The 18,723-nt window shown below is 61.8% G+C and carries 21 protein-coding genes, 1 tRNA gene and 2 pseudogenes; 11 read left to right on the top strand and 13 right to left on the bottom strand.

All coding sequences use genetic code 11. The features are described from left to right. Window positions 1-202: 202 nt before the first annotated feature. From V8U06_RS00405 to V8U06_RS00370, 8 genes are all read left to right on the top strand, one after another. Window positions 203-997: a DeoR/GlpR family DNA-binding transcription regulator gene (locus tag V8U06_RS00405; RefSeq protein WP_427139034.1), complete on the top strand. Its 795-nt coding sequence runs from the start codon at window positions 203-205 to the stop codon at window positions 995-997. Window positions 998-1,031: 34 nt separating this feature from the next. Further along, window positions 1,032-2,096, top strand: coding sequence for an ABC transporter ATP-binding protein (locus tag V8U06_RS00400; RefSeq protein WP_427139033.1), 1,065 nt, complete (start codon window positions 1,032-1,034; stop codon window positions 2,094-2,096). Window positions 2,097-2,116: 20 nt separating this feature from the next. Continuing rightward, window positions 2,117-3,409 carry an ABC transporter substrate-binding protein gene (locus tag V8U06_RS00395; protein ID WP_427139032.1) on the top strand — a complete coding sequence of 431 codons (1,293 nt, stop codon included), beginning with the start codon at window positions 2,117-2,119 and terminating at the stop codon, window positions 3,407-3,409. A gap of 67 nt (window positions 3,410-3,476) precedes the next feature. Next, window positions 3,477-4,352: a carbohydrate ABC transporter permease gene (locus V8U06_RS00390; protein ID WP_427139031.1), complete on the top strand. Its 876-nt coding sequence runs from the start codon at window positions 3,477-3,479 to the stop codon at window positions 4,350-4,352. Then, complete coding sequence (locus V8U06_RS00385; protein WP_427139030.1) at window positions 4,349-5,170, top strand: carbohydrate ABC transporter permease; 822 nt, start codon at window positions 4,349-4,351, stop codon at window positions 5,168-5,170. The genes V8U06_RS00390 and V8U06_RS00385 overlap by 4 nt, the downstream gene beginning before the upstream one ends. Before the next feature lie 19 nt (window positions 5,171-5,189). Continuing rightward, window positions 5,190-5,972, top strand: a complete 783-nt coding sequence (locus V8U06_RS00380; protein ID WP_427139029.1) for a phosphodiesterase — start codon at window positions 5,190-5,192, stop codon at window positions 5,970-5,972. A gap of 12 nt (window positions 5,973-5,984) precedes the next feature. Further along, entirely contained in the window at window positions 5,985-6,767 is a 783-nt protein-coding gene (locus V8U06_RS00375) for an inositol monophosphatase family protein (protein WP_427139028.1), read from the top strand. Window positions 6,768-6,926: 159 nt separating this feature from the next. After that, on the top strand, window positions 6,927-7,229 hold the full coding sequence (locus tag V8U06_RS00370) for a hypothetical protein (protein WP_427139586.1): 303 nt from the start codon (window positions 6,927-6,929) through the stop codon (window positions 7,227-7,229). A 3-nt stretch (window positions 7,230-7,232) separates the two neighbouring features. On the opposite strand, the pseudogene V8U06_RS00365 reads toward V8U06_RS00370, so the two are convergent. The 5 genes and pseudogenes from V8U06_RS00365 to V8U06_RS00345 form a co-directional block, all read right to left on the bottom strand. Beyond that, a pseudogene (locus V8U06_RS00365) lies at window positions 7,233-7,319 on the bottom strand (GntR family transcriptional regulator); the annotation flags it as partial. A 429-nt stretch (window positions 7,320-7,748) separates the two neighbouring features. Next, window positions 7,749-8,216, bottom strand: a complete 468-nt coding sequence (locus V8U06_RS00360) for a HEPN domain-containing protein (protein ID WP_427139027.1) — start codon at window positions 8,214-8,216, stop codon at window positions 7,749-7,751. Between the two features lies 1 nt (window position 8,217). Then, complete coding sequence (locus tag V8U06_RS00355; RefSeq protein ID WP_427139026.1) at window positions 8,218-9,330, bottom strand: DUF262 domain-containing protein; 1,113 nt, start codon at window positions 9,328-9,330, stop codon at window positions 8,218-8,220. 5 nt (window positions 9,331-9,335) lie between these two features. Further along, window positions 9,336-10,589, bottom strand: a complete 1,254-nt coding sequence (locus tag V8U06_RS00350) for a hypothetical protein (protein WP_427139025.1) — start codon at window positions 10,587-10,589, stop codon at window positions 9,336-9,338. A gap of 189 nt (window positions 10,590-10,778) precedes the next feature. Beyond that, window positions 10,779-10,937 (bottom strand): annotated as a pseudogene (locus tag V8U06_RS00345) (DUF6538 domain-containing protein); the annotation flags it as partial. A 337-nt stretch (window positions 10,938-11,274) separates the two neighbouring features. Between V8U06_RS00345 and V8U06_RS00340 the strand changes: the two are divergent. Then, the gene (locus V8U06_RS00340) at window positions 11,275-12,054 is read left to right on the top strand and encodes a toll/interleukin-1 receptor domain-containing protein (protein WP_427139024.1); all 780 of its coding nucleotides are present in this window, start codon (window positions 11,275-11,277) and stop codon (window positions 12,052-12,054) included. Window positions 12,055-12,804: 750 nt separating this feature from the next. Here the strand turns inward: V8U06_RS00340 and V8U06_RS00335 are convergent. Further along, window positions 12,805-12,880: transfer RNA gene (locus V8U06_RS00335), tRNA-Ile, on the bottom strand. Between the two features lie 156 nt (window positions 12,881-13,036). On the opposite strand from V8U06_RS00335, the gene V8U06_RS00330 reads away from it, so the two are divergent. Then, window positions 13,037-13,792, top strand: a complete 756-nt coding sequence (locus V8U06_RS00330) for an SIMPL domain-containing protein (RefSeq protein WP_427139023.1) — start codon at window positions 13,037-13,039, stop codon at window positions 13,790-13,792. 72 nt (window positions 13,793-13,864) lie between these two features. On the opposite strand, the gene V8U06_RS00325 is transcribed toward V8U06_RS00330, so the two are convergent. From V8U06_RS00325 to V8U06_RS00295, 7 genes are all read right to left on the bottom strand, one after another. Next, complete coding sequence (locus V8U06_RS00325) at window positions 13,865-14,380, bottom strand: GNAT family N-acetyltransferase (RefSeq protein WP_427139022.1); 516 nt, start codon at window positions 14,378-14,380, stop codon at window positions 13,865-13,867. Between the two features lie 167 nt (window positions 14,381-14,547). Next, a complete protein-coding gene (locus tag V8U06_RS00320) occupies window positions 14,548-14,955 on the bottom strand; it encodes a hypothetical protein (RefSeq protein WP_226918337.1) in 408 nt (135 codons plus the stop codon). A gap of 110 nt (window positions 14,956-15,065) precedes the next feature. Continuing rightward, entirely contained in the window at window positions 15,066-15,416 is a 351-nt protein-coding gene (locus tag V8U06_RS00315; protein ID WP_226918336.1) for a nuclear transport factor 2 family protein, read from the bottom strand. 57 nt (window positions 15,417-15,473) lie between these two features. Beyond that, window positions 15,474-15,896: a secondary thiamine-phosphate synthase enzyme YjbQ gene (locus tag V8U06_RS00310; RefSeq protein ID WP_427139021.1), complete on the bottom strand. Its 423-nt coding sequence runs from the start codon at window positions 15,894-15,896 to the stop codon at window positions 15,474-15,476. An 8-nt stretch (window positions 15,897-15,904) separates the two neighbouring features. After that, on the bottom strand, window positions 15,905-16,030 hold the full coding sequence (locus V8U06_RS00305) for a hypothetical protein (RefSeq protein WP_256463795.1): 126 nt from the start codon (window positions 16,028-16,030) through the stop codon (window positions 15,905-15,907). A gap of 54 nt (window positions 16,031-16,084) precedes the next feature. Further along, window positions 16,085-16,438: a DUF1428 domain-containing protein gene (locus V8U06_RS00300; RefSeq protein WP_427139020.1), complete on the bottom strand. Its 354-nt coding sequence runs from the start codon at window positions 16,436-16,438 to the stop codon at window positions 16,085-16,087. Between the two features lie 85 nt (window positions 16,439-16,523). Further along, on the bottom strand, window positions 16,524-16,910 hold the full coding sequence (locus tag V8U06_RS00295) for a DUF1801 domain-containing protein (RefSeq protein WP_427139019.1): 387 nt from the start codon (window positions 16,908-16,910) through the stop codon (window positions 16,524-16,526). Between the two features lie 136 nt (window positions 16,911-17,046). Between V8U06_RS00295 and V8U06_RS00290 the strand changes: the two genes are divergently transcribed. Further along, window positions 17,047-18,693 (top strand): alpha/beta hydrolase, encoded by a 1,647-nt coding sequence (locus V8U06_RS00290; protein ID WP_427139018.1) that lies wholly within the window; start codon window positions 17,047-17,049, stop codon window positions 18,691-18,693. Window positions 18,694-18,723 lie beyond the last annotated feature (30 nt).

Raw genomic sequence — 18,723 nt, 5'->3', positions numbered from 1 at the left:
TTTCCGGAAAAATTGAGCGATATCGCTCAAAATCATCTGCACGCTCCCATAAGCCCAGCTTTCCGATTCCAGTCATCAGACGGCAAAAGCCATTCGGCCGGGAGATTGACCGTTTTCATCCCGAAAACGAATCCATCTTGACATGATCGAAAAAGATCATAAAAAGATTGCAATCGATCACTAAGGGCTGGGAGGACTTCCGGTGAGCGAGCATCCCTCGGAGAACGAATTCAAATCCTCGGCCGTTCGACAGGCGCGGCTTCTCGAGCAGTTGCGCATCGAAGTCTTCGCCGACGCGCAAAAGCTCAAGGATGCGCTGGGCGTTTCGATCGCCACCATCCGGCGCGACCTCAGCGAACTGGAGGCGCGCGGCCTCTTGAAGCGCATGCATGGCGGCGCCGCCATCATCAACCAGGCGACGCGCGACTACAGCACGCCGGTGCGTGAGGGCGCCAATACGCAGGAGAAGGCGCGGATCGGCGCCGCGGCAGCCGAACTCGTCGTCGAAGGCGACGCCGTGATGATCGACAGCGGCACGACGACGCTTCAGGTGGCCAAACACCTCGCCACGCGCCAATCCCTGACCTTCGTGACCAACGGCGCCGACATCCTGACCGAGCTTGCCGCCAGCGGCGCACAGGACATCCATCTCATCGGCGGCCAGTACATCGATCTCAACCGGTCGCTTGGCGGCCCGCTCGCCGCTGAGGGCGTCCGCCGCTTCAGCGTCGACAAGACGATCCTCAGCGTGACGGCCGTGGATCTCGACCGCGGCATGATCGCGACGGCGACGCCGCAGATCAGCTCCGTTCAGCAGGCGATGATCGAAATCGCGCGCACGGTCATCGTGGTCGCCGACCATTCCAAATTCCAGCGGAGCGCGCTCTCGGTGATCGCGCCCCTGCAGAAGATCGACCACATCGTGACCAACGAGGCGACGCGTCCGCTGACGCGCTCCCTGCCGGCCGATCTGCGGTCCAAATTCATCTTTGTCTGATGTGCCGGCAGGCTTGCCGGGCGGGGAGGAAATCTTGGTAGGAATATCCGTCAGTAACCTTGTGAAGGATTGGGGCTCGTTCCGCGCGGTCGACGATGTCAGCTTCGCCACCGACAAGGCCGAATTCGTCGCCCTGCTCGGCCCGTCGGGCTGCGGCAAGTCGACGACGCTCCGGCTGATTGCCGGGCTCGACACCGTCTCCTCGGGCACGATCTCCATCGACGGCCGGGCCGTGACCGACCTGCCGCCGGCAAAGCGCAATCTCTCCATGGTCTTCCAGTCCTATGCGCTGTTCCCCCATCTCGACGTCGCCGACAACATTCTCTTCGGCCTGTCCGTGCGTGGTGTCGCAAAGGCGGAGCAGCAGGAGCGCCTGAAACGGACGGTCGAACTGCTCGGCCTCGGCCACCTGCTCGACCGCCGCCCGAGCCAGATGTCGGGCGGCCAGCAGCAGCGCGTGGCGCTCGGCCGCGCGCTCATTTCGCAAACGCCGGTCTGCCTGCTCGACGAGCCGCTCTCCAACCTCGACGCCAAGCTGCGCGCCGGCATGCGCAGCGAGATCCGCGCGCTGCAAAAGCGCCTCGGCATCACCATGGTCTATGTCACGCACGACCAGACCGAGGCGATGAGCATGGCCGACCGGGTCATCCTGCTCAACAAGGGCCGCGTCGAACAGGCCGGCACGCCGAGCGATCTCTATGAAAAGCCGGCGTCGATCTTCGTCGCGCAGTTCATCGGTACGCCGCCGATGAACATTCTCGACCTGGCCGCCGGTCCCGGCGGCGCGATGATTGCCGGCGGCACCCGAACGGTCGCGACTGCGGCACCGGCCGGGCTGCGGTTCGGCATACGGCCCGAGCACCTGCGCCTCGTCGAAAACGGCGAGCCGGCCACCGTGCAGTCGAGCGAATATTTCGGCGCCGACACGATCCTGACCTGCCGCATCGGCAGCCAGGCGCTGCAGGTCCGCGTTCCCGGTCGCCCCGGCCTTGCCGACGGCGCGGCCGTGCAACTGGCCTGGGACGCCGCCGCCACGCATTTCTTCGACACAACGAGCGGGACAAGACGCGACGACGTCGCCCGCGTGCAGAGCTTCTAGAGGAGGATGAAACCATGCTGATGAGCAAACGAACTGCCCTGAAACTGGCCGCAGCCGGCATTTCCTATATGGCGCTCGGTGCGGGACTGGCGCTGGCCGACACCAAGATCGACTTCTATTATCCGGTCCAGGTCGGCGGCCCGGTGACCAAGGTCATCGACGGTTATGTCCAGAAATTCATGGAAGCCAATCCGGGCATCACGGTCGCGCCGATCTATGCCGGCAACTACAACGACACGACGACCAAGGCCCTGACCGCCGCCAAGGCCGGAACGCCGCCGGCCGTCGCCGTGCTGCTCGCCACCGACGTCTACACCCTGATCGACGAGGACGTCATCGACCCGATCGACGACTTCACCACGACCGACGAGGACAAGGCCTGGCTGGCCGGCTTCATGCCCGCCTATCTGAAAAGCGCGCAGACCGAAGACCATCTGTGGTCGGTGCCGTTCCAGCGTTCGACGGCCGTGATGTACTACAACAAGCAGGCCTTCAAGGAGGCCGGCCTCGACCCGGAAAAGGGTCCGGCCACCTGGGATGAGATGGCCGCCGCCGGCAAGGCCGTCGTAACCAAGGACGGCTCCGGCCAGGTCTCGCGCTGGGGCATCGGCATTGCCGGCAATGTCGGCTCGGCGCAGTGGCTGTTCGGCGCGCTGGTCGCCCAGAACGGCGGCAAGCTGGTGAACGACGCCGGCACCGAGACCTATCTCACCGATCCCAAGGTCGTCGAAGCCCTGCAATATTGGGTCGATCTCTCCGCCAAGGACCAGATCCATCCGCCGGGCATCTTCGAATGGGGTACGGCGCCGGCCGATTTCCTCGCCGGCCGCGTCGCCATGATCTGGCACACGACGGGCAATCTCGCCAATATCCGCAAGAACGCCACCTTCGATTTCGGTGTGGCCCCGTTCCCCGGCCATCCGACGCCGGCGTCCGTTCTGGGCGGCGGCAATCTCTACATCTTCAAGGATGCCTCGGACGAGGAAAAGGCGGCGGCCTACAAGTTCATCCAGTTCCTGACCTCGGACGAAACCCTCGCCGACTGGGCGGTGCAGACCGGTTATGTCGCCCCGCGCGATGGGTCCTGGGAAACCGAGACGATGAAGAAATACGTCGCCGAAGCGCCGCAGGCGCTGGTGGCCCTCAAGCAGATCCCGGCATCCGTTCCGGAATTCTCGACGCACGAGAATGCGCGCACGACGAAGATCCTCAACGACGCGCTTGCGTCCGCCTTGACGGGCAACAAGTCCGCCGAGGAGGCGCTGACCGGCGCGCAGGGTGAAATCGACCGCATCCTGAAGCCCTATCGCTAAGGTGCCGGCGCGGCTCCGAGGGGCCGCGCCTCCCCCGCCCGGATGGAAACCGCCGACAGGTCTTGACATGAACAGGTCTCGAAATCTCCTCTATGGAAGCTTGCTGCTCTTGCCGGCGGCCGTCCTGCTGTGGGTCTTCACCTACCAGCCCGTCCTGGCAACGCTCTACCACAGCTTCCTGTCCACGCCGAAGGGCCGCCGTGCCGCCGTCTTCGTCGGCGCCGACCAATATACCCGCATGATCGAGGACCCGGTTTTCTGGCAGGCGCTGACGAACAATCTCGTCTATGCCGCCGCGACCATCCCGGTCTCGATGGCGCTGGCGCTCGCCATGGCCCTCTTCGTCAACAACCGCATTCACGGCCAGGGCTTCGTGCGCATGGCCTATTTCACGCCAACCGTGCTGCCCATGGTAGCGGTCGCCAATATCTGGCTGTTCTTCTATGCGCCGGGCTACGGCCCGATCGACCAGTTGCTTGGCTTCATCGGTTTCGGCCACAACAACCTGCTCGGCACGCCGGCGACGGCGCTCTGGGCGCTGATCGTCATCACGATCTGGAAGGAGGCTGGCTTCTTCATGATCTTCTACCTCGCCGCCCTGCAGCAGATCTCGCCGACGCTGATCGAGGCCGCGCGCCTGGAAGGCGCCACGCCGATGCAGACCTTCCGCCGCGTCACCGCCCCGCTCATCATGCCCACCACGCTCTTCGTGCTGGTCAATGCCCTGATCGGCGCCTTCCGCCTCGTCGACCACGTCATCGCGCTCACCAAGGGCGGGCCGGACAATGCGACGACGCTGCTGCTCTTCTACATCTACGAAACCGGCTTCCAGTACTGGGATACCGGCTATGCCGCGGCGCTCACCGTCTTCCTGCTGGCGGTTCTCGCCCTCATCGCCCTGTTCCAGTTCGGCTATCTCGACAAGAAGGTTCACTATCGATGAGCACGTCGACATCCGCCCCCGCCAGCGCCGCGACCACCTTCGGCGCCTGGTTTCTCGCTCTCCTCTGGATATCGCCCATGCTCTTCGCGCTCTGGGCGGCCTTTCATCCGTCGACGGGGTCGAGTTCCTTCGATCTCTTCGCCCCGCTGACGCTCGACAACTTCCGCGAGGTGCTCTCCGCCGCGCCCTTCCCGCGCTACTTCCTCAACACGTTCCTGCTGGTGACGCTCATCCTGGCCTCCCAGCTCGTCGTCTGCACGCTGGCGGCCTATGCCTTCGTGTGCTTCCCCTTCCGCGGCTCGAACGTGCTGTTCATGCTGGTGCTGATCCAGCTGATGATCATGCCGGAAATCCTGCTGGTGGAGAACTATCGAACCCTCGCGGCGCTTGGCCTGCGCGACACGATTCTCGGCATGGGCCTGCCCTATCTCGCCTCGGCCTTCGGCATCTTCCTCTTCCGGCAGACCTTCAAGAGCGTGCCGAAAGAGCTGGAGGAGGCCGCGCGGCTCGAAGGCGCCAATGCGCTGCAGGTGCTGATGCGCGTCTTCGTGCCGCTTGCAAAACCCACCTATGTCGCCTTCGGCCTCGTGACCGTCAGCTATCACTGGAACAACTTTCTCTGGCCTCTCGTCGTGACGAATTCGGTCGAGACACGCCCGATCACCGTCGGCCTCCAGGTCTTCGCGACCGTCGAGCAAGGTGTGGACTGGGCACGCGTGACGGCCGCAACGCTGCTGTCGGTCGCCCCGCTCCTTGTCGCCTTCATCATCTTCCAGCGCCAATTCGTCCAGAGCTTCATGCGCGCCGGCATCCGTTAAGACCCCAAAGGAGCAATCCGTGCTGATCGCCCATATTTCCGATTTCCACGTCTTCGCGCAAAAGCCGGAAACACCGCTGGTGCGGCTGGATGCCGAGCGGACGGCGCGCCGCGTGGTGGACAATCTCGCCGCCTTCGCGCCATCGCTCGATGCCGTCGTTCTGACCGGCGACCTTACCGACGGCGGCTCGCCGGAAGACTATGCCCTGCTGAAGGACATCCTGTCGCCGCTCACGATGCCGATCTTCACCGTGCCGGGCAATCACGACAAGCGCCGGGCGTTCCGCTCGGCCTTCGCGCAAAGCCTGCCCTTTGGTGACGGACATTTCCTGAACTACGAGGCCGAGATCGGCGGAATGCGCGTCCTGGCGCTCGATACGCTCGTGGAGGGCCGCGGCGAGGGTGCGCTCGCCGCCGAAAGCCTCGCCTGGCTGGAGGAAAGGCTCTCGTCAGCGCCTGAGCGGCCGGCGCTTGTCCTCCTTCACCATCCGCCTTTCCCCTCGGGCATTCCATCGCTGGACGCGGCGACGCTGGTCGAAGGGCGCGAGGAAATGGCCCGCATCGTGCGCGCCCACCCGGCAAGGCTCGTCCTTCTCGCAGGCCATATCCATCGCCCCTATCAGGCAATCTGGAACGGCGCCTATTGCACCGTTGCCGGCAGTCCCGCGTTCCAGATGGGCCTCGATCTGACGCAGACGCCGCACGAGCCCCCGCTCGTGCGTGAGCCCTATGCCTATTACGTCTACCGCATCCAGGACGGCGATATCGCCGTCCACACCCGCTATGTTTCCATCGACGAATAAAGGAATCCGGTTTTGAGCAACGATTATGCGCGCGTCCAATCCATCGCCCTCGAGGCCGGCGAGATCGCGCTGAACCATTTCCGGACCCTCTCCACGCTCGATGTGGAAGCCAAGGGACCGCTCGACCTCGTGACGGCCGCCGACCGGGAGGTCGAGGCTTTCATCTGCGCGGAATTTTCCCGCGCCTTCCCGGATGACGGCGTCTTCGGCGAAGAAGGCAGCGCCATTCCAAGCCGGTCCGGTCGTACCTGGGTCATCGATCCCATCGACGGCACGTTCAATTTCGTGCGCGGCAGCGATGGCTGGGGCATTTCCATCGGCCTCTTCGAGAGGGGCCGGCCTGTCTTCGGCGTCGTCAACACCCCGGTGCGCGGCGAACTCTTCGCCGGCGGCGACGGCATGGCGGCGTCGCTCAACGGAACGCCCCTTCCTCCACTGCGCCCATTCAACCGCGCCTGCGCGGCGCTTGGCGTCGGCATCCATCCGAGCGTTCCCAAGGACCAAGGCCTTCGCACGATCGGCCAGGTGATGAACGACCTCGACGTTGCATTCCGCATCACCGGCTCATCCGTCATTTCCCTGATCGACATCGCCAAGGGTGCGGTGGACGGCTATCTCGGTCGTTCCATTCCCTGCTGGGATATCCTCGGCATGCTGCCGGCATTGGCGCAGCTCGACGTGAACACGACGATCGACTGGGAGAAGGCAGGCCTATCCGGCAAGCTCGACTTCGTATGCGGCACACCCGAACTGATAGAATTGGCAGAGGTCTGCCTCCGCCCGGGCACCATATAGGCAACGTGAAATCCCCGCCCCTCTCCTCCGTCTTTCTCGCAGCCCCGTAATCGATGATTGCGGGGCTGCGACTGTGCGCTGTCGCGCATTCGCAGTCGCCCGGGCCGCGTGCTTGCCAATTGCGGGCGCGAATATGGCCTGAAGGCGCCTCTCCTCTTCGTGGACGCCCGCGGCACCGATCACAACACGATGGCGCGCGTGCGCGGCTTTCGCGATGCCCACGCGCAGGAGGGCATCGCCGTGAACGAGGCGCTGGTCCAGACCTGTGGCTATGCGCCGGAGAAGGTGGAAAACGCTTTGAGACGGCTTGCCGAACGCGCGAGCGATCCGCCACGCAAAGCGCAATCAAATTCGCTCGGAACTGTCTTCGCGACCCAACAGGGCAACGAGACCGGCACGGATATGGTCGATATGCGCATGCATGAGGCGCGCGCCCTCCTCGAAGGCGCCCTCCTCGCATAGGCGTAAAAGTGCCGCATGCTCGGCGACAGCCCGCGTGCGGTCCCCGCGGATGGTCGAAAGCTGGATCCGGGTATGCCGGTCACATTCCACGAGCAGGTTCTGCACCGTCTGGACAACGCGCGGGCTGCGCGCGTGCCGACTTGAAGCAAGTTGAGCGCTTGCCCCTACGGAAGAAAATCCGCCTCAGGGAGCCAGAAAGCGCGCCGGCAGACCTGCGGGCGATGATCGCCGGATCGCTTTGCTTGCATGCAAAGGGTACAGTGTCCCAAGGCGCGCCGGGAAACACTGAACAAGCGTCGATGCCTCGCGCCGTTCATGGGCAGCATCCGCGTGCCTGCTTCGAATCCTGCTGCTCTTCATCTTCCGGGACGAGAAAACGATGTGTGGCCGATGCGACAATTTCCGCGCTGCCCCGGAAAGTTGCGAGCCCTGTGATGGCGGTTTTCTATGCTCAGTCGTCGGCGAGCAGAGGTCAAGCATTTGGATATTACGAGCGCTACTGACGGGCAAACGCACCCTCTAGGCACGCAACAGATTTTCGAGTCCCGCCACCAAAGTGAACGCATTGTCGAAATACTGGCGAAGTATATTTGGGCCAAGAGACTGACCACCACCATGCGCTACCGAGTTTCTCACTGCATAGCACGACGCAACACCACTGCGGATCTGATCATTTTTCTCTATGAGTACTTGGAACTTGCGTCCCCAATCTGCATCAAACTTAAAAAGAAGATCCTGTATTTCGTCACAGTTGTAGTTGGTACCACGTTTAAAAAAAGACTTCAAAAACGAATTTACCTGGGGTGCGGAGCGCCCGCCGACTCGATCGGAAATCAGAATCTCTATTGACCGCTCGATCGCTCCGCAAATTAGGACACACCCCAGCTTGCAATAGTAGGCAGCCACTTCAGGATCAAGCCCCTTCGTCTGAGCGGCCACAACAAGTTTTTCTACTTCCCGGAATCTATTTTCGATCGCTAGAGACACATCAGGCGCCCGCAAAGGCCTCGATGGCAAGGCGTTGACGTGTCTTTACGGATTCCAGTGTCGCAGTGGCACTCAGAGATGCCTTGAGAAACTCGTCGTTCAAGAGCAACTTGTCGTAGCTAGCGGCGACCTTTGCCACGTCGAGCAATTTTCCGGTCGAGCGAACCCGCTCTGCAACCCCAACCACAACAGCCTCGAACACCGCCGCATTCAACGCCCTTATCGGTCTGAAGGAAGTCTTGCCCTTCGCCTGATTGATTACGTCAATCGAAAGCCGGAACAGTCTCTCCAACTCAGTCAACTCCGCTTGCTTTATTTTTTTGTCCTCATCCGTTGCGAATTCATTCAAGAAGTCTCTCATCGGAGCAGAGTAAGCGGATCGACTGTGGATCATGGCAAGGGCACGCAACACAAGTTCCTGGTCCTTCAATCGTGCGTTCTTCTTTTCGCCAAAGATAGCTCGCCAATTCGCATCATCGTTTAGAACACGAACCGTTTCAAGGACTGCACTTTCACTGATGCAATTCCGAATCTCTTGAGGGGAAAGTCTAATTCCGCCAGAGTTAATCCTTTCGAAAACAAAATAAAGACTTTTCAAAGTATTCTTCGGTTGATCTTGCTGGAAAACAGTTGCATGAACAATTGAATCATCCAACTTCAACCGTTCGTTTGCATCCAGCTCTTGATAATTTTTATTTTCCCACTCTTTTCGAACGCCAATCAGGCGAAACGCTTTGTCTTTGAACAGACCACTATAGAAAAACTCAAGCGTGCGTAGCCTTTGCTGCCCATCCACAACCAAGTGCTTTCCCGTGTCAGCTTCCTTATATAGGAAGATGCCTGGTACAGGCAGCCCCATAAGCAGCGACTCAATAAAGCGCGATGCATGACGTTGCGACCAAACAAAATTCCTCTGAAATTTTGGGATGAAGAACGCTTCACCCTTCATGCGCTTGACAAGAGTATCTACCGGGTAATCGGCACCGTAACTGGTAATTGTAAAGCTAGCACTTGAAGCAGCTTCGTCAGCGCTTTCATCTTCAACGCCAGCTTCAAGACCGAGCTGGAACTCATCTTCGACTTCGATGGGTGTCTGCTCGGCGAGCTGATTCATGACGGTTATTCTCCGAATACAATTTTTGGAAGCAATTCTATGGCGTTCCCGCAATCAAGCAGGATTATCATGCGCCGTCGAGACCTTACCGTTGTCTTTCTTTGAACGCGGAGAAATCCACGCCCTCCGGAGCGGTCGGCCAGCCGTTCCCCTGCATGTTCGCGGAACCAGTCCTTGGCGCTGTGCCGAAGGCTGTGGAAGTGGCCGAACACGAAACCATCCGGAGACGTCACGCTCTTGGCGTATTCGATGAACCCTGTGTCATGGAGCAGCGGGTGGATTGCGACGTAGCGCTTCAACGTCTTCGTCTTTACCGGAAGGTCTATCTCCTTCCCGCCGACCGATAGCGGTCTGGTCAAATCGATGACTTCGTTACCCTCGACATCGACGATGTCAGTTCGCTGGAGATAGACCAGTTCCGCCAGCCGCATGCCAGTGAGCAGCCCAGCTAGGGGCAACCATGCCTTATGGGGCTTATTCATGAGCCTGGGCGTCGCCGCATCGCGCAGCCAGATGTTCAGGGAAGGAGCTGCCAGGGGCTGCCGATCGATGGACGCAGCGGCGTCCTTCGGCATCGATACACGATAGGCTCCCATGTCGCGGAGCCCCATGACACCGGCCGACACCTGAGACCAGATATTCTTGACTTCGGAGAGATAGCTGGCGACCGTCGTTTCCGACAGGCAAGGCTTGCGTTGATCGAGTGGCAGCTTCCCGTTCAGATCGACTGTCTGCTTCAGCGTCAGCCACTTGAACAACGCGATCTTTGAACGGTTCCTGGGAACACGCGAGAGGAAGGTCGCAAAGTCCTGCATGTGGATCGGCAGATAGTATGAGAGCGCCTTGTCGCCGACGACTTCCAGAAATGCAGAGAACGCAGTTTCAAGCCGCTCCTCATACCGGGACGCATCTTTATGGTCGGAGTTCAGGGCCGCCTTCCGGGCATCGAGAGTTGCCCGCCCGGCGATGCTCAGCAGCGTGGATGGCTTGAATGCCCGCGCATCAACTTCGATCTCCGGTTCTGGCTCCGAAGAAATGGCAGGGGCAATAGGTGTAGCCGGAACCGCAACGGCGGCAGGCGCAGCGGCAGCAGAGCGCTCAATCGATCCGAGAACGCGCACCACGCTCTCATACGTCCCGCGCTCCGCCTGCCAGGCAACCTTGTCCTGAGCCAGCGCGGCGCCGACCCGCTCCAAACTGGCCCGAATCCCTTTCAGGTTATTGCGTCGTTGAATTGATGATGCCCGGTGCTCTCGCATGAGTTCCGCTATTCCGCGATCGTTGTCGCTCGCGAACTCGTCTTCATTAATCTCGCGAATGTGGGCTGCCGATTACATCGTGAACATGAGATGCATGTCCTGCCTCCTGATGCGGTTGATCTCGGTTGCGAGCGCCGTCAGGCTGGCGGAAAGGACTTCTCTTGTCATTTGCGGTTCCTCGATCAGATCGGTCAACGCTCCGGCCAGAATCCTGGCACGACGACGTGCCTCCTCCGCCGAAATCGGACCGAGACTGATTCTGATCAGTGAAGAACCGAGTTTTCCCTGCAACCTAGCCGGGACCCGTTGCTGGAACCTAAAACCGCAAGACCGTCGCCAAAGATACATAACGAACCCTTTCAGTGGGCCGCGATGTGTACGGTTGTGTGTACATCGATGTGTACGACAGAACGAGGAGGCCTAAAATTGCAAGAACATCCAGATGCTTAGGATGCTGGTGGGCCCGGAGGAACCGGAGCATGACACCTAAGTAACTGTAATGATTCAATTTTATTCGGTCGCGCCGGCCGTGATGCCAACACTGATGCCAACAAATATTGGGCTGCTGTGGGACTTCTCTGGACGATTACACAGAAAACGCACCTCCTGCTCAAATGCTTATCCATAGTTGAAGTTTTTAATGCGTATTCCTACCTGTGTCGCACACTTTCAGGGAGGGGTACGGATGATTTTTCTAAGTCATAATCACGCAGATAAACCTGTTATCGAGCCGGTTGCGCTACGGCTTCGCGAAATTTTTGGACAAGACAAGGTTTTTTACGACAGTTGGTCAATCCAGCCCGGTGACGGGATCATTGACAAAATGAATGAAGGGCTGGTTTCACCAAAATTCGTGTTCTTCTTTGTTTCAGAAAAAAGCCTTCAGAGCGGTATGGTCAAGCTCGAATGGCAGACTGCGCTATTCAAGGCGACAAAGGGTGAGTGCAAGATCATTCCCGTGCGTGTAGACGGCTCCGCAATGCCGCCCGTGCTTCTTCAAAATGTCTATATTGACATGTTCGCCAATGGCGTCGAGGCAGCAATCGTTCAGATTGTAAACGTCATCCAAGGCAACAATACGTTTACTCCGCAGCACATGGGATTTTCCAACCTCACCTATAAGTTTGAAGGCGACCCTTCAAAGGAGATCATGATTACGATATCTGCATCTCACCTAATGGAACCCAATCCGCAATTCGTTCTCATGTTCGACAATGAACAGGATGAACTCAGTTTCGAGCTAAACGGCGGACAGCCTCATGTTGGGGGATTTAACAAAGGCATTCAGCTGACTAATGGCATCGTTGTAAACGCCCAGGCCATCGCTCCCATGGGAGGAGCAATCACCCCCAAAATGCCTATGAAAATCAAACTAACCGCTACGAAGGCGAAACCGATTCAGTTCCGGGGTGTGCTCCATAGGGACAGTTACGATAACTACGGTCCGCTACCCAATAAACAGTAGCATCGCGTGGGATCGGGACACCCGGCAAGTGCTGACCGCGTCTATGGATGCGGTCAGTTCCCATTCACTCAGCATGCGTGAATTCGACTAGTCGTTGACTGCCCGAATTCAACCGATGCTCGGGCTCGCCAATCTCAACGCAAAAGAAAACCCGCCGGAGCGGGTTTGCTCGATGCGATACAGGGTCTCGAAAGATTCCTGCATACCTGCCGGAAGGTTGCCATCTCACCGGCGCCCAAGCGTGGCGGGAGCTACCCATAACACGCAAGGGTCTGTACATCAGATCCGGTCACCACTTACGAGCCGCCTTGCGCGACTACAGCCGAGGCTGCCGGCCTACGTTCAAATCTCAACCGGTTGTCGTAGGGCTAAGGTCCGCATCTGCGGGCATGGCGAAGTTTACCGGGGCTAATCCCGTCACAATCTCGCCTCGTCTTGAGCTCCTCGCCATTCTGCACCAGCCGGAGCGACGATTGCAAGATTTTGATGTGGGTTCGGCCATGGGACTCGAACCCGCAACGGGTGGGACTCGAACGAATTGGGAAAAAGCGAATCAGTTCAAGCAGTTGATTCAATGGCGGGAATCGCCAGTTTGTTGGCATCGCGGCAAACCGCGAAGTCTGATGCCAACAACCGTGCCAACAAATAGGATCGCTGGGGTGTCCAGAGGCGTCCCAGGTAATCCAGAAAGCCCGGAAACGCTAGGGTCTGGGAGACGCCTGTGGACGGTATGGGACGTCTGTGGAGGATTGGTGGGCCCGGAGGGACTCGAACCCCCAACCAAGCGGTTATGAGCCGCCGGCTCTAACCATTGAGCTACAGGCCCGTCCCGGCGGCAAAGCCGGGGGCGTCGGTCAATGGCGGCCGACGGTGGTTAGCGTCTAGACGAAATCGGTTCTTCCCACAAGCGTTGCCGTATTCTCTACACAATGGCGGGCGAAGAAACGGGTCAAGGGACACAACTATCAGGAGATATTCCAGCATGTTCCACGGAAGCCTCGGCCGCCGCACCGGCGCCAGCCTCGTTGCCCTCTCGCTCGCCCTTGCCGCCGCCCTGCCGATGGCCGCAAAGGCCGAGGACACGGCCAAGCCGCGCGAAGCGACCATCGTCGTGACCGGCGAAGGCAAGGCCGAAATGGCGCCCGACATGGCGCTGATCGACCTCGGCGTCGTCAAGGACGCCAAGACTGCCCGCGAGGCGCTCGACGCCAACAACAAGGCCATGGCCGACATCCTCGCCGCGCTGAAGGAAGCCGGCATCGAGGAGCGTGACCTGCAGACCTCGGGCTTCACGATCAACCCGCAGTACCAGTATCCGCAGAGCTCGACGGGCGAGAACCCGCCGCCGATCCTGCTTGGTTTCCAGGTCACCAACACGGTGACGCTGCGCGTGCGCGATCTCTCCAAGCTCGGCGATATCCTCGACAAGGCCGTGACGCTCGGCGCCAACCAGGGTGGCGGCATCCGCTTCACCAACGACAAGCCGGACGAGGCCGTCAGCGCCGCGCGCAAGAAGGCCGTGGAGAATGCCATCGCCAAAGCCAAGGAATTGACGGACGCCGCCGGCGTCGGCCTCGGCCGCGTGCTGGAAATCTCCGAAACCAGCTACCGCGCGGAGCCGATGCCGATGATGCGCGCCGTCGCCAAGGACTATGCCGAAGGTGGTTCGGTGCCGCTCGCAACCGGCGAGAACAGCTACTCCGTCGTCGTCAACGTGACCTTCGCGCTCGGCAAGTAAACAGACCTGCATTGCATAACAGGAAAGGGCCGCGAACGCGGCCCTTTTCGTTTCCGGTGAAAGGCTGACGGCCTAGGGTCGCGGCACGACGGGGCCTTCCATGAGGATGGTGGGTATCGTGATACCAGGAGTCATGACGAGGGAAAGCACGTCCAGCCGCTGCAATCCCATGCCGGCATAGAAGCTCTCCGCGTTCAGCGCCGAATAGGCCTGGAAACGAACGGCGCCCTGCCCGGCTGCCGCATGGGCGCAGGCATCGTAGACCAGGCGTCCGACGCCCTGGCGGACATGAGCGGGATCGACCGCGAAGTGGCGCAGATGCGCCAGCCCCTCCACGAGGTCTCCCGAGCCCGGCGCGCCAAAGGTCCAGCCGCCGCAGCCGACGACACGCCCCGCTGCTTCCACGATATAGAAGGTGCCGGAGGCGAGCAGCGCGGGATTGGCCCGCGTTATGAGCGGCAGGACCGGCGCCAGCACGTCGGCCGCATAGGCCTCGCCCATCAGGGCCGGATAGCTGCGGGACAGCAAGGCTCCCACCGCGGAAGCATCCGCCGGCGTTGCCGTTTTCAATGTCAGGTCATGCATCATGGACCTCCCGCGTGGGAGGATAGACGGCTTTGCCGGTGAGGCAACAACCATGCAACCAGAAAATGCAAAAACCCTCCCGGCAAGACCGGGAGGGCGGCCGTCCGCCGGCCGGGGGTGACAAGGTGGACGGTTTCCGTCAGGCGGGCGCCGGCAGGCCGGCGCGGCCCTTAACGCCAGAGTGCCGGGCAACCGCGGTCGTTCGCGAAGACGATGCGGCGGTATTCACCACGGCGGAAGCCTTCGACCACGACCTTGCTGCGCGAGACGTCGACGACGCGGGCGCGGCGCAGGCCGAAATCGCGCGCCTTGTCGACGGCGAGGTCCGGCGAGCAGCGACCGCGGCGGCCGCCCCAGTCGCCGTGGCGGCGGTCATGGCGGCGATCCCAGCGGTCGCGTTCACGGTCGCGGCCGTCCCATTCACCATCATAGTCCTGCACCTGGAGGAAGCCGTTGCGGTAGCCGACATTGTCGATCGTCACCGAAAGATTGGCGGCGGAAGCGGCCGGAACGGCGGCAGTGAGAGCGCCGAGGCCGAGGACCGCAGCAAGAATGGTCTTTTTCAGAATGGTCGTCATGGAAGCATCTCCTGTTGTTCCGGCCGAAGCGTTCTGTCCGGCGATTGAGGAGACCATATGGCGGGCCGCCTGAACGCAGTCCGAATCCGCCGTTCAGGTTGCGTTCAACTTCATGAACCGGTGAAAAGGGCGAGCCGGGTGATCACCCCGTCCTCCAGTTCGATCAGCAGGATCTTCTCCCGCGAATAGGCCGCGCCGCCGGCGGTCTTGCCGCGCGCTGTCACGCGGATCGCCACATTGTTGCCGAGCGCATCGCTCATCACCAGCGCATCGCCATAGCTCTCGTCCGAGGCCTCGAAATGCCGGGCGAGGCGGTCGCGCAGCGCGTCCCGGCCATTGTCGCTGCCCTCGCCGATGCCTGAAATGGCCACGTCCTCATGCACCCTGGCGGCGAGCGCGGAAAAATCGCGCGCATTCAGGGCCTCGATGACGGCGTGGTTGATGCTTTCGGTGTCAGCCATGGTTCTCTCCTCTCGGCGGATCGCCGCAGGAACGTTCCATCCTCAGAACGGGTTCCGTCAAGAGCCGAGATGCAGCACGATTTCGCGCCGGTGCGGCCGGTCGCGATGCTCGAAGAGGTAGAGGCCCTGCCAGGTGCCGAGCGCAAGGCGCCCCTCCATGACGGGAATGCCGATGGAGACCTGCGTCAGCGCCGCCTTGATATGGGCCGGCATATCGTCCGGCCCTTCCAGCGTGTGCGAAATCCAGCGCATGGACGGATCGTCGGCCGGCGGCACGAGGCGTTTGAAGAACTGGTCGAGATCGCGCCGGACATCCGGGTCGGCATTTTCCTGGATGAGCAGCGAGCAGGAGGTGTGGCGGACGAAGACCGTGAGCAGCCCCGCCTGCACCTTCGCATCGCGCACGAAGCCTTCCACCTCGCGGGTGAACTCGTAGAGCCCCTGCCCCCGGGTGGCAACGGTCAGGATCGTCTGCGGCATGACCGGCCTCAGCCGATTGCCCAGAAGAGCGTGCCGACGACGACGATGAAGACCAGGATCACGCCCATGAAGCGCGCAAGGCCGGCATTGGTGTCGGTGTTCGTGCCGACGATCGCGTAATAAAGCTCGTTCATGGCAGGTCCTTTCTTTCAGGCGGCGGCTGCGTTGATAGCGCAGCCGCCTGCCGCTCACAATGTGACGATCGCCTGGAAGCCGCCATAGATCATGCGCTTGCCGTCGAAGACATCCTTCCAGTCATCGCCCTGCAGGCGCGGATCGGCCATGACCTTGGCGACGATCTCGTCGCGCTTCGCGCGCGATTCGTAGGTGATCCAGGAGAAGATCACGATTTCGTCACCGCTTGCCTGCACGGCGCGCGGAAACGAGGTGAGTTCGCCATAGGGCACGTCGTCGCCGATGCATTCGACATAGTCGATGGCGCCGTGCTCCTTCCACACCGCGCCCGCCGTACGCGCCATCTCCTTGTAGGCTTCGATATTGGCCTTCGGCACGGCCAGAACGAATCCGTCAGCATAGATCATGGTCGTCTCCTTCCCTGGTTGGATAGGACAAGGACGTGGGGCGGCAGCGCGATCCGACAAGGGGCGGGATATTTTTTGCGGGCCGTCAGCTCGCCCGCGTCGGATCGCCGACCTCGGCATTGAGCGCGATGGCCGCACGCACCAGCGTTTCGGCGATGACCGCGTCCACCCTGTCGCCCTCCAGAAAGGTCATCGTCGCCAGTTCGTACTTGCCGCCGGGCTTCAGGCGCGGTTCGATCTGGCATAGCCGCTTGCCACGCCAGAAGCCGAAGAGCACGCGCGCCGCCTCGGCGCGGATGAGCAGCACGGGACCGTTGGAGAAGCAGACGATGTGGCCCCATTTGATGCGCTCTTCCGGCGCGCCGGCCGCCGCCACCGCTCTGCGCAGGGCATCGACGATCTCGCGCCGCCAGCCCTCAAGCGCGGCGACATAGGCATCCGGGCTTTCCGCGGGCTTTTCCTTGCGCATCATGGTTTCCGCCTCCCCATGGCGGCAGACTATCGCGGCCGGCCCGCCTGCGCCAAGCCCCGCCGAAGCGGGCGGTTGCACCGTACGGGACGGCGTGCAAGGTTTGGACGGAAACGATTGCAACGAAAGGAGATAGACGGTGCGGGATTGGTTCTGGCGTCTCATCCTCTCCTTTTCCGCCACCGGGCTGGTGCTCGGCACGCTGTTCTTCGCCGCCTCGCTGACGCCGAGCCTCCTGCCGCGCACCTATGTCACGCAGGGGCTGCTGTCGGGAGTCGCCATGGCCTGCGGCTACGGTCTCGGCGTCGCGCTGTCCGCCCTGTGGTTCTGGCTGGAACTGCCGGAGCCGAAGGATCGCGTGCGACTCGGGCTCAAGGCGGCGGCCGGCGGCGCCTGCGCCATCGTGGCGCTCGTCTTCCTGTGGCGTACCGCGGAATGGCAGAATTCCATCCGCACGCTGATGCACCTGCCGCCCATCGAGACGGCCCATCCCTTCTATGTCGGCCTCATCGCGCTCGCCGCCTTCCTCCTGCTCCTCGGCCTCGGGCGGTTCTTCGCCTTCCTCGTCACGCTCTTCGCCAGCACCTCGCGCCGCGCGGCCCCGCGCCGGCTCTCCTATGTCATCGGCACGGCGCTGGCCGCGACGCTGTTCTGGACATTGGCCGACGGCATCCTCGTGCGCTTCGTGCTGCACACGGCCGATTCCTCCTTCCGCCGGCTCGACCAGGTGATCGAGCCCGATACGGCCGAACCGTCCGATCCGCTGAAATCGGGCAGTGCCGCCTCGCTGGTGCGCTGGGACGAGCTTGGCCGCATGGGCCGCTCCTATGTGGCAAGCGGGCCGACGGCGGCCGAGATTTCCGCCTTCACCGGCAAGCCGGCCATGGAGCCGCTGCGCGTCTATGCCGGCCTCAACGCCGCCGAGACGCCAGAGGCACGGGCGAAGGTCGCCCTCGACGAGCTGATCCGCGTCGGCGGCTTCGAGCGCTCGACGCTCCTCATCGTCATGCCGACCGGCACCGGCTGGGTGGATCCGGAGGGCATCGACACGGTCGAGTACCTGCATCACGGCGACATCGCCAGCGTCGCCATCCAGTATTCCTATCTCGCCAGCTGGCTTTCGCTGCTTGCCGAGCCGGACTACGGGGCGGAGGCCGCGCGCGCCCTCTTCCATGCCGTCTACGATCACTGGACGCGCCTGCCGAAGGAAAGCCGGCCGAAACTCTACCTCTACGGCCTCAGCCTCGGCGCGCTCTCCTCCGAGCAGTCGGCAGAACTGTTCGAGGTGATCGGCGATCCCTATCAGGGCGCGCTCTGGTCCGGCCCGCCCTTCCCCAGCCGCATCTGGCGCAAGATGACGGCGGATCGCAATCCCGACACGCCCGCCTGGCTGCCTCGTTTCCGCGACGGTTCCTACGTGCGCTTCACCAGCCAGAGGAACGCGCTGCCCGAAGCCGGCGACCATTGGGGGCCGATGCGCATCGTCTATCTGCAATATGCCAGCGATCCGATCGTCTTCTACGACCCCTATGCCTTCTACCGCCAGCCGGCCTGGATGGCGACGCCGCGCGGCCCGGACGTCTCGCCGGCCTTCCAGTGGTATCCGGTCGTCACCTTCCTGCAACTGACGCTCGACATGGCGATGGCGACGACCACGCCCATGGGGCTTGGCCATGTCTATGCCGGCGAGCACTATGTCGATCCGTGGATCGCGGTGACCGACGTAACGGACTGGAGCGCGGCGGATATCGCGCGGCTGAAGGAGAAGTTCCGGGCGGGGCGTTAAGGCCACTTGCCGCGGGGCGGGCTCCGGATC

Source organism: Shinella sp. G-2 (genome assembly GCF_050172695.1).
Classification (GTDB): domain Bacteria; phylum Pseudomonadota; class Alphaproteobacteria; order Rhizobiales; family Rhizobiaceae; genus Shinella.
Note: the sequence above shows the minus strand (reverse complement) of the source record. Positions and strands in the feature narration are given on the sequence as shown.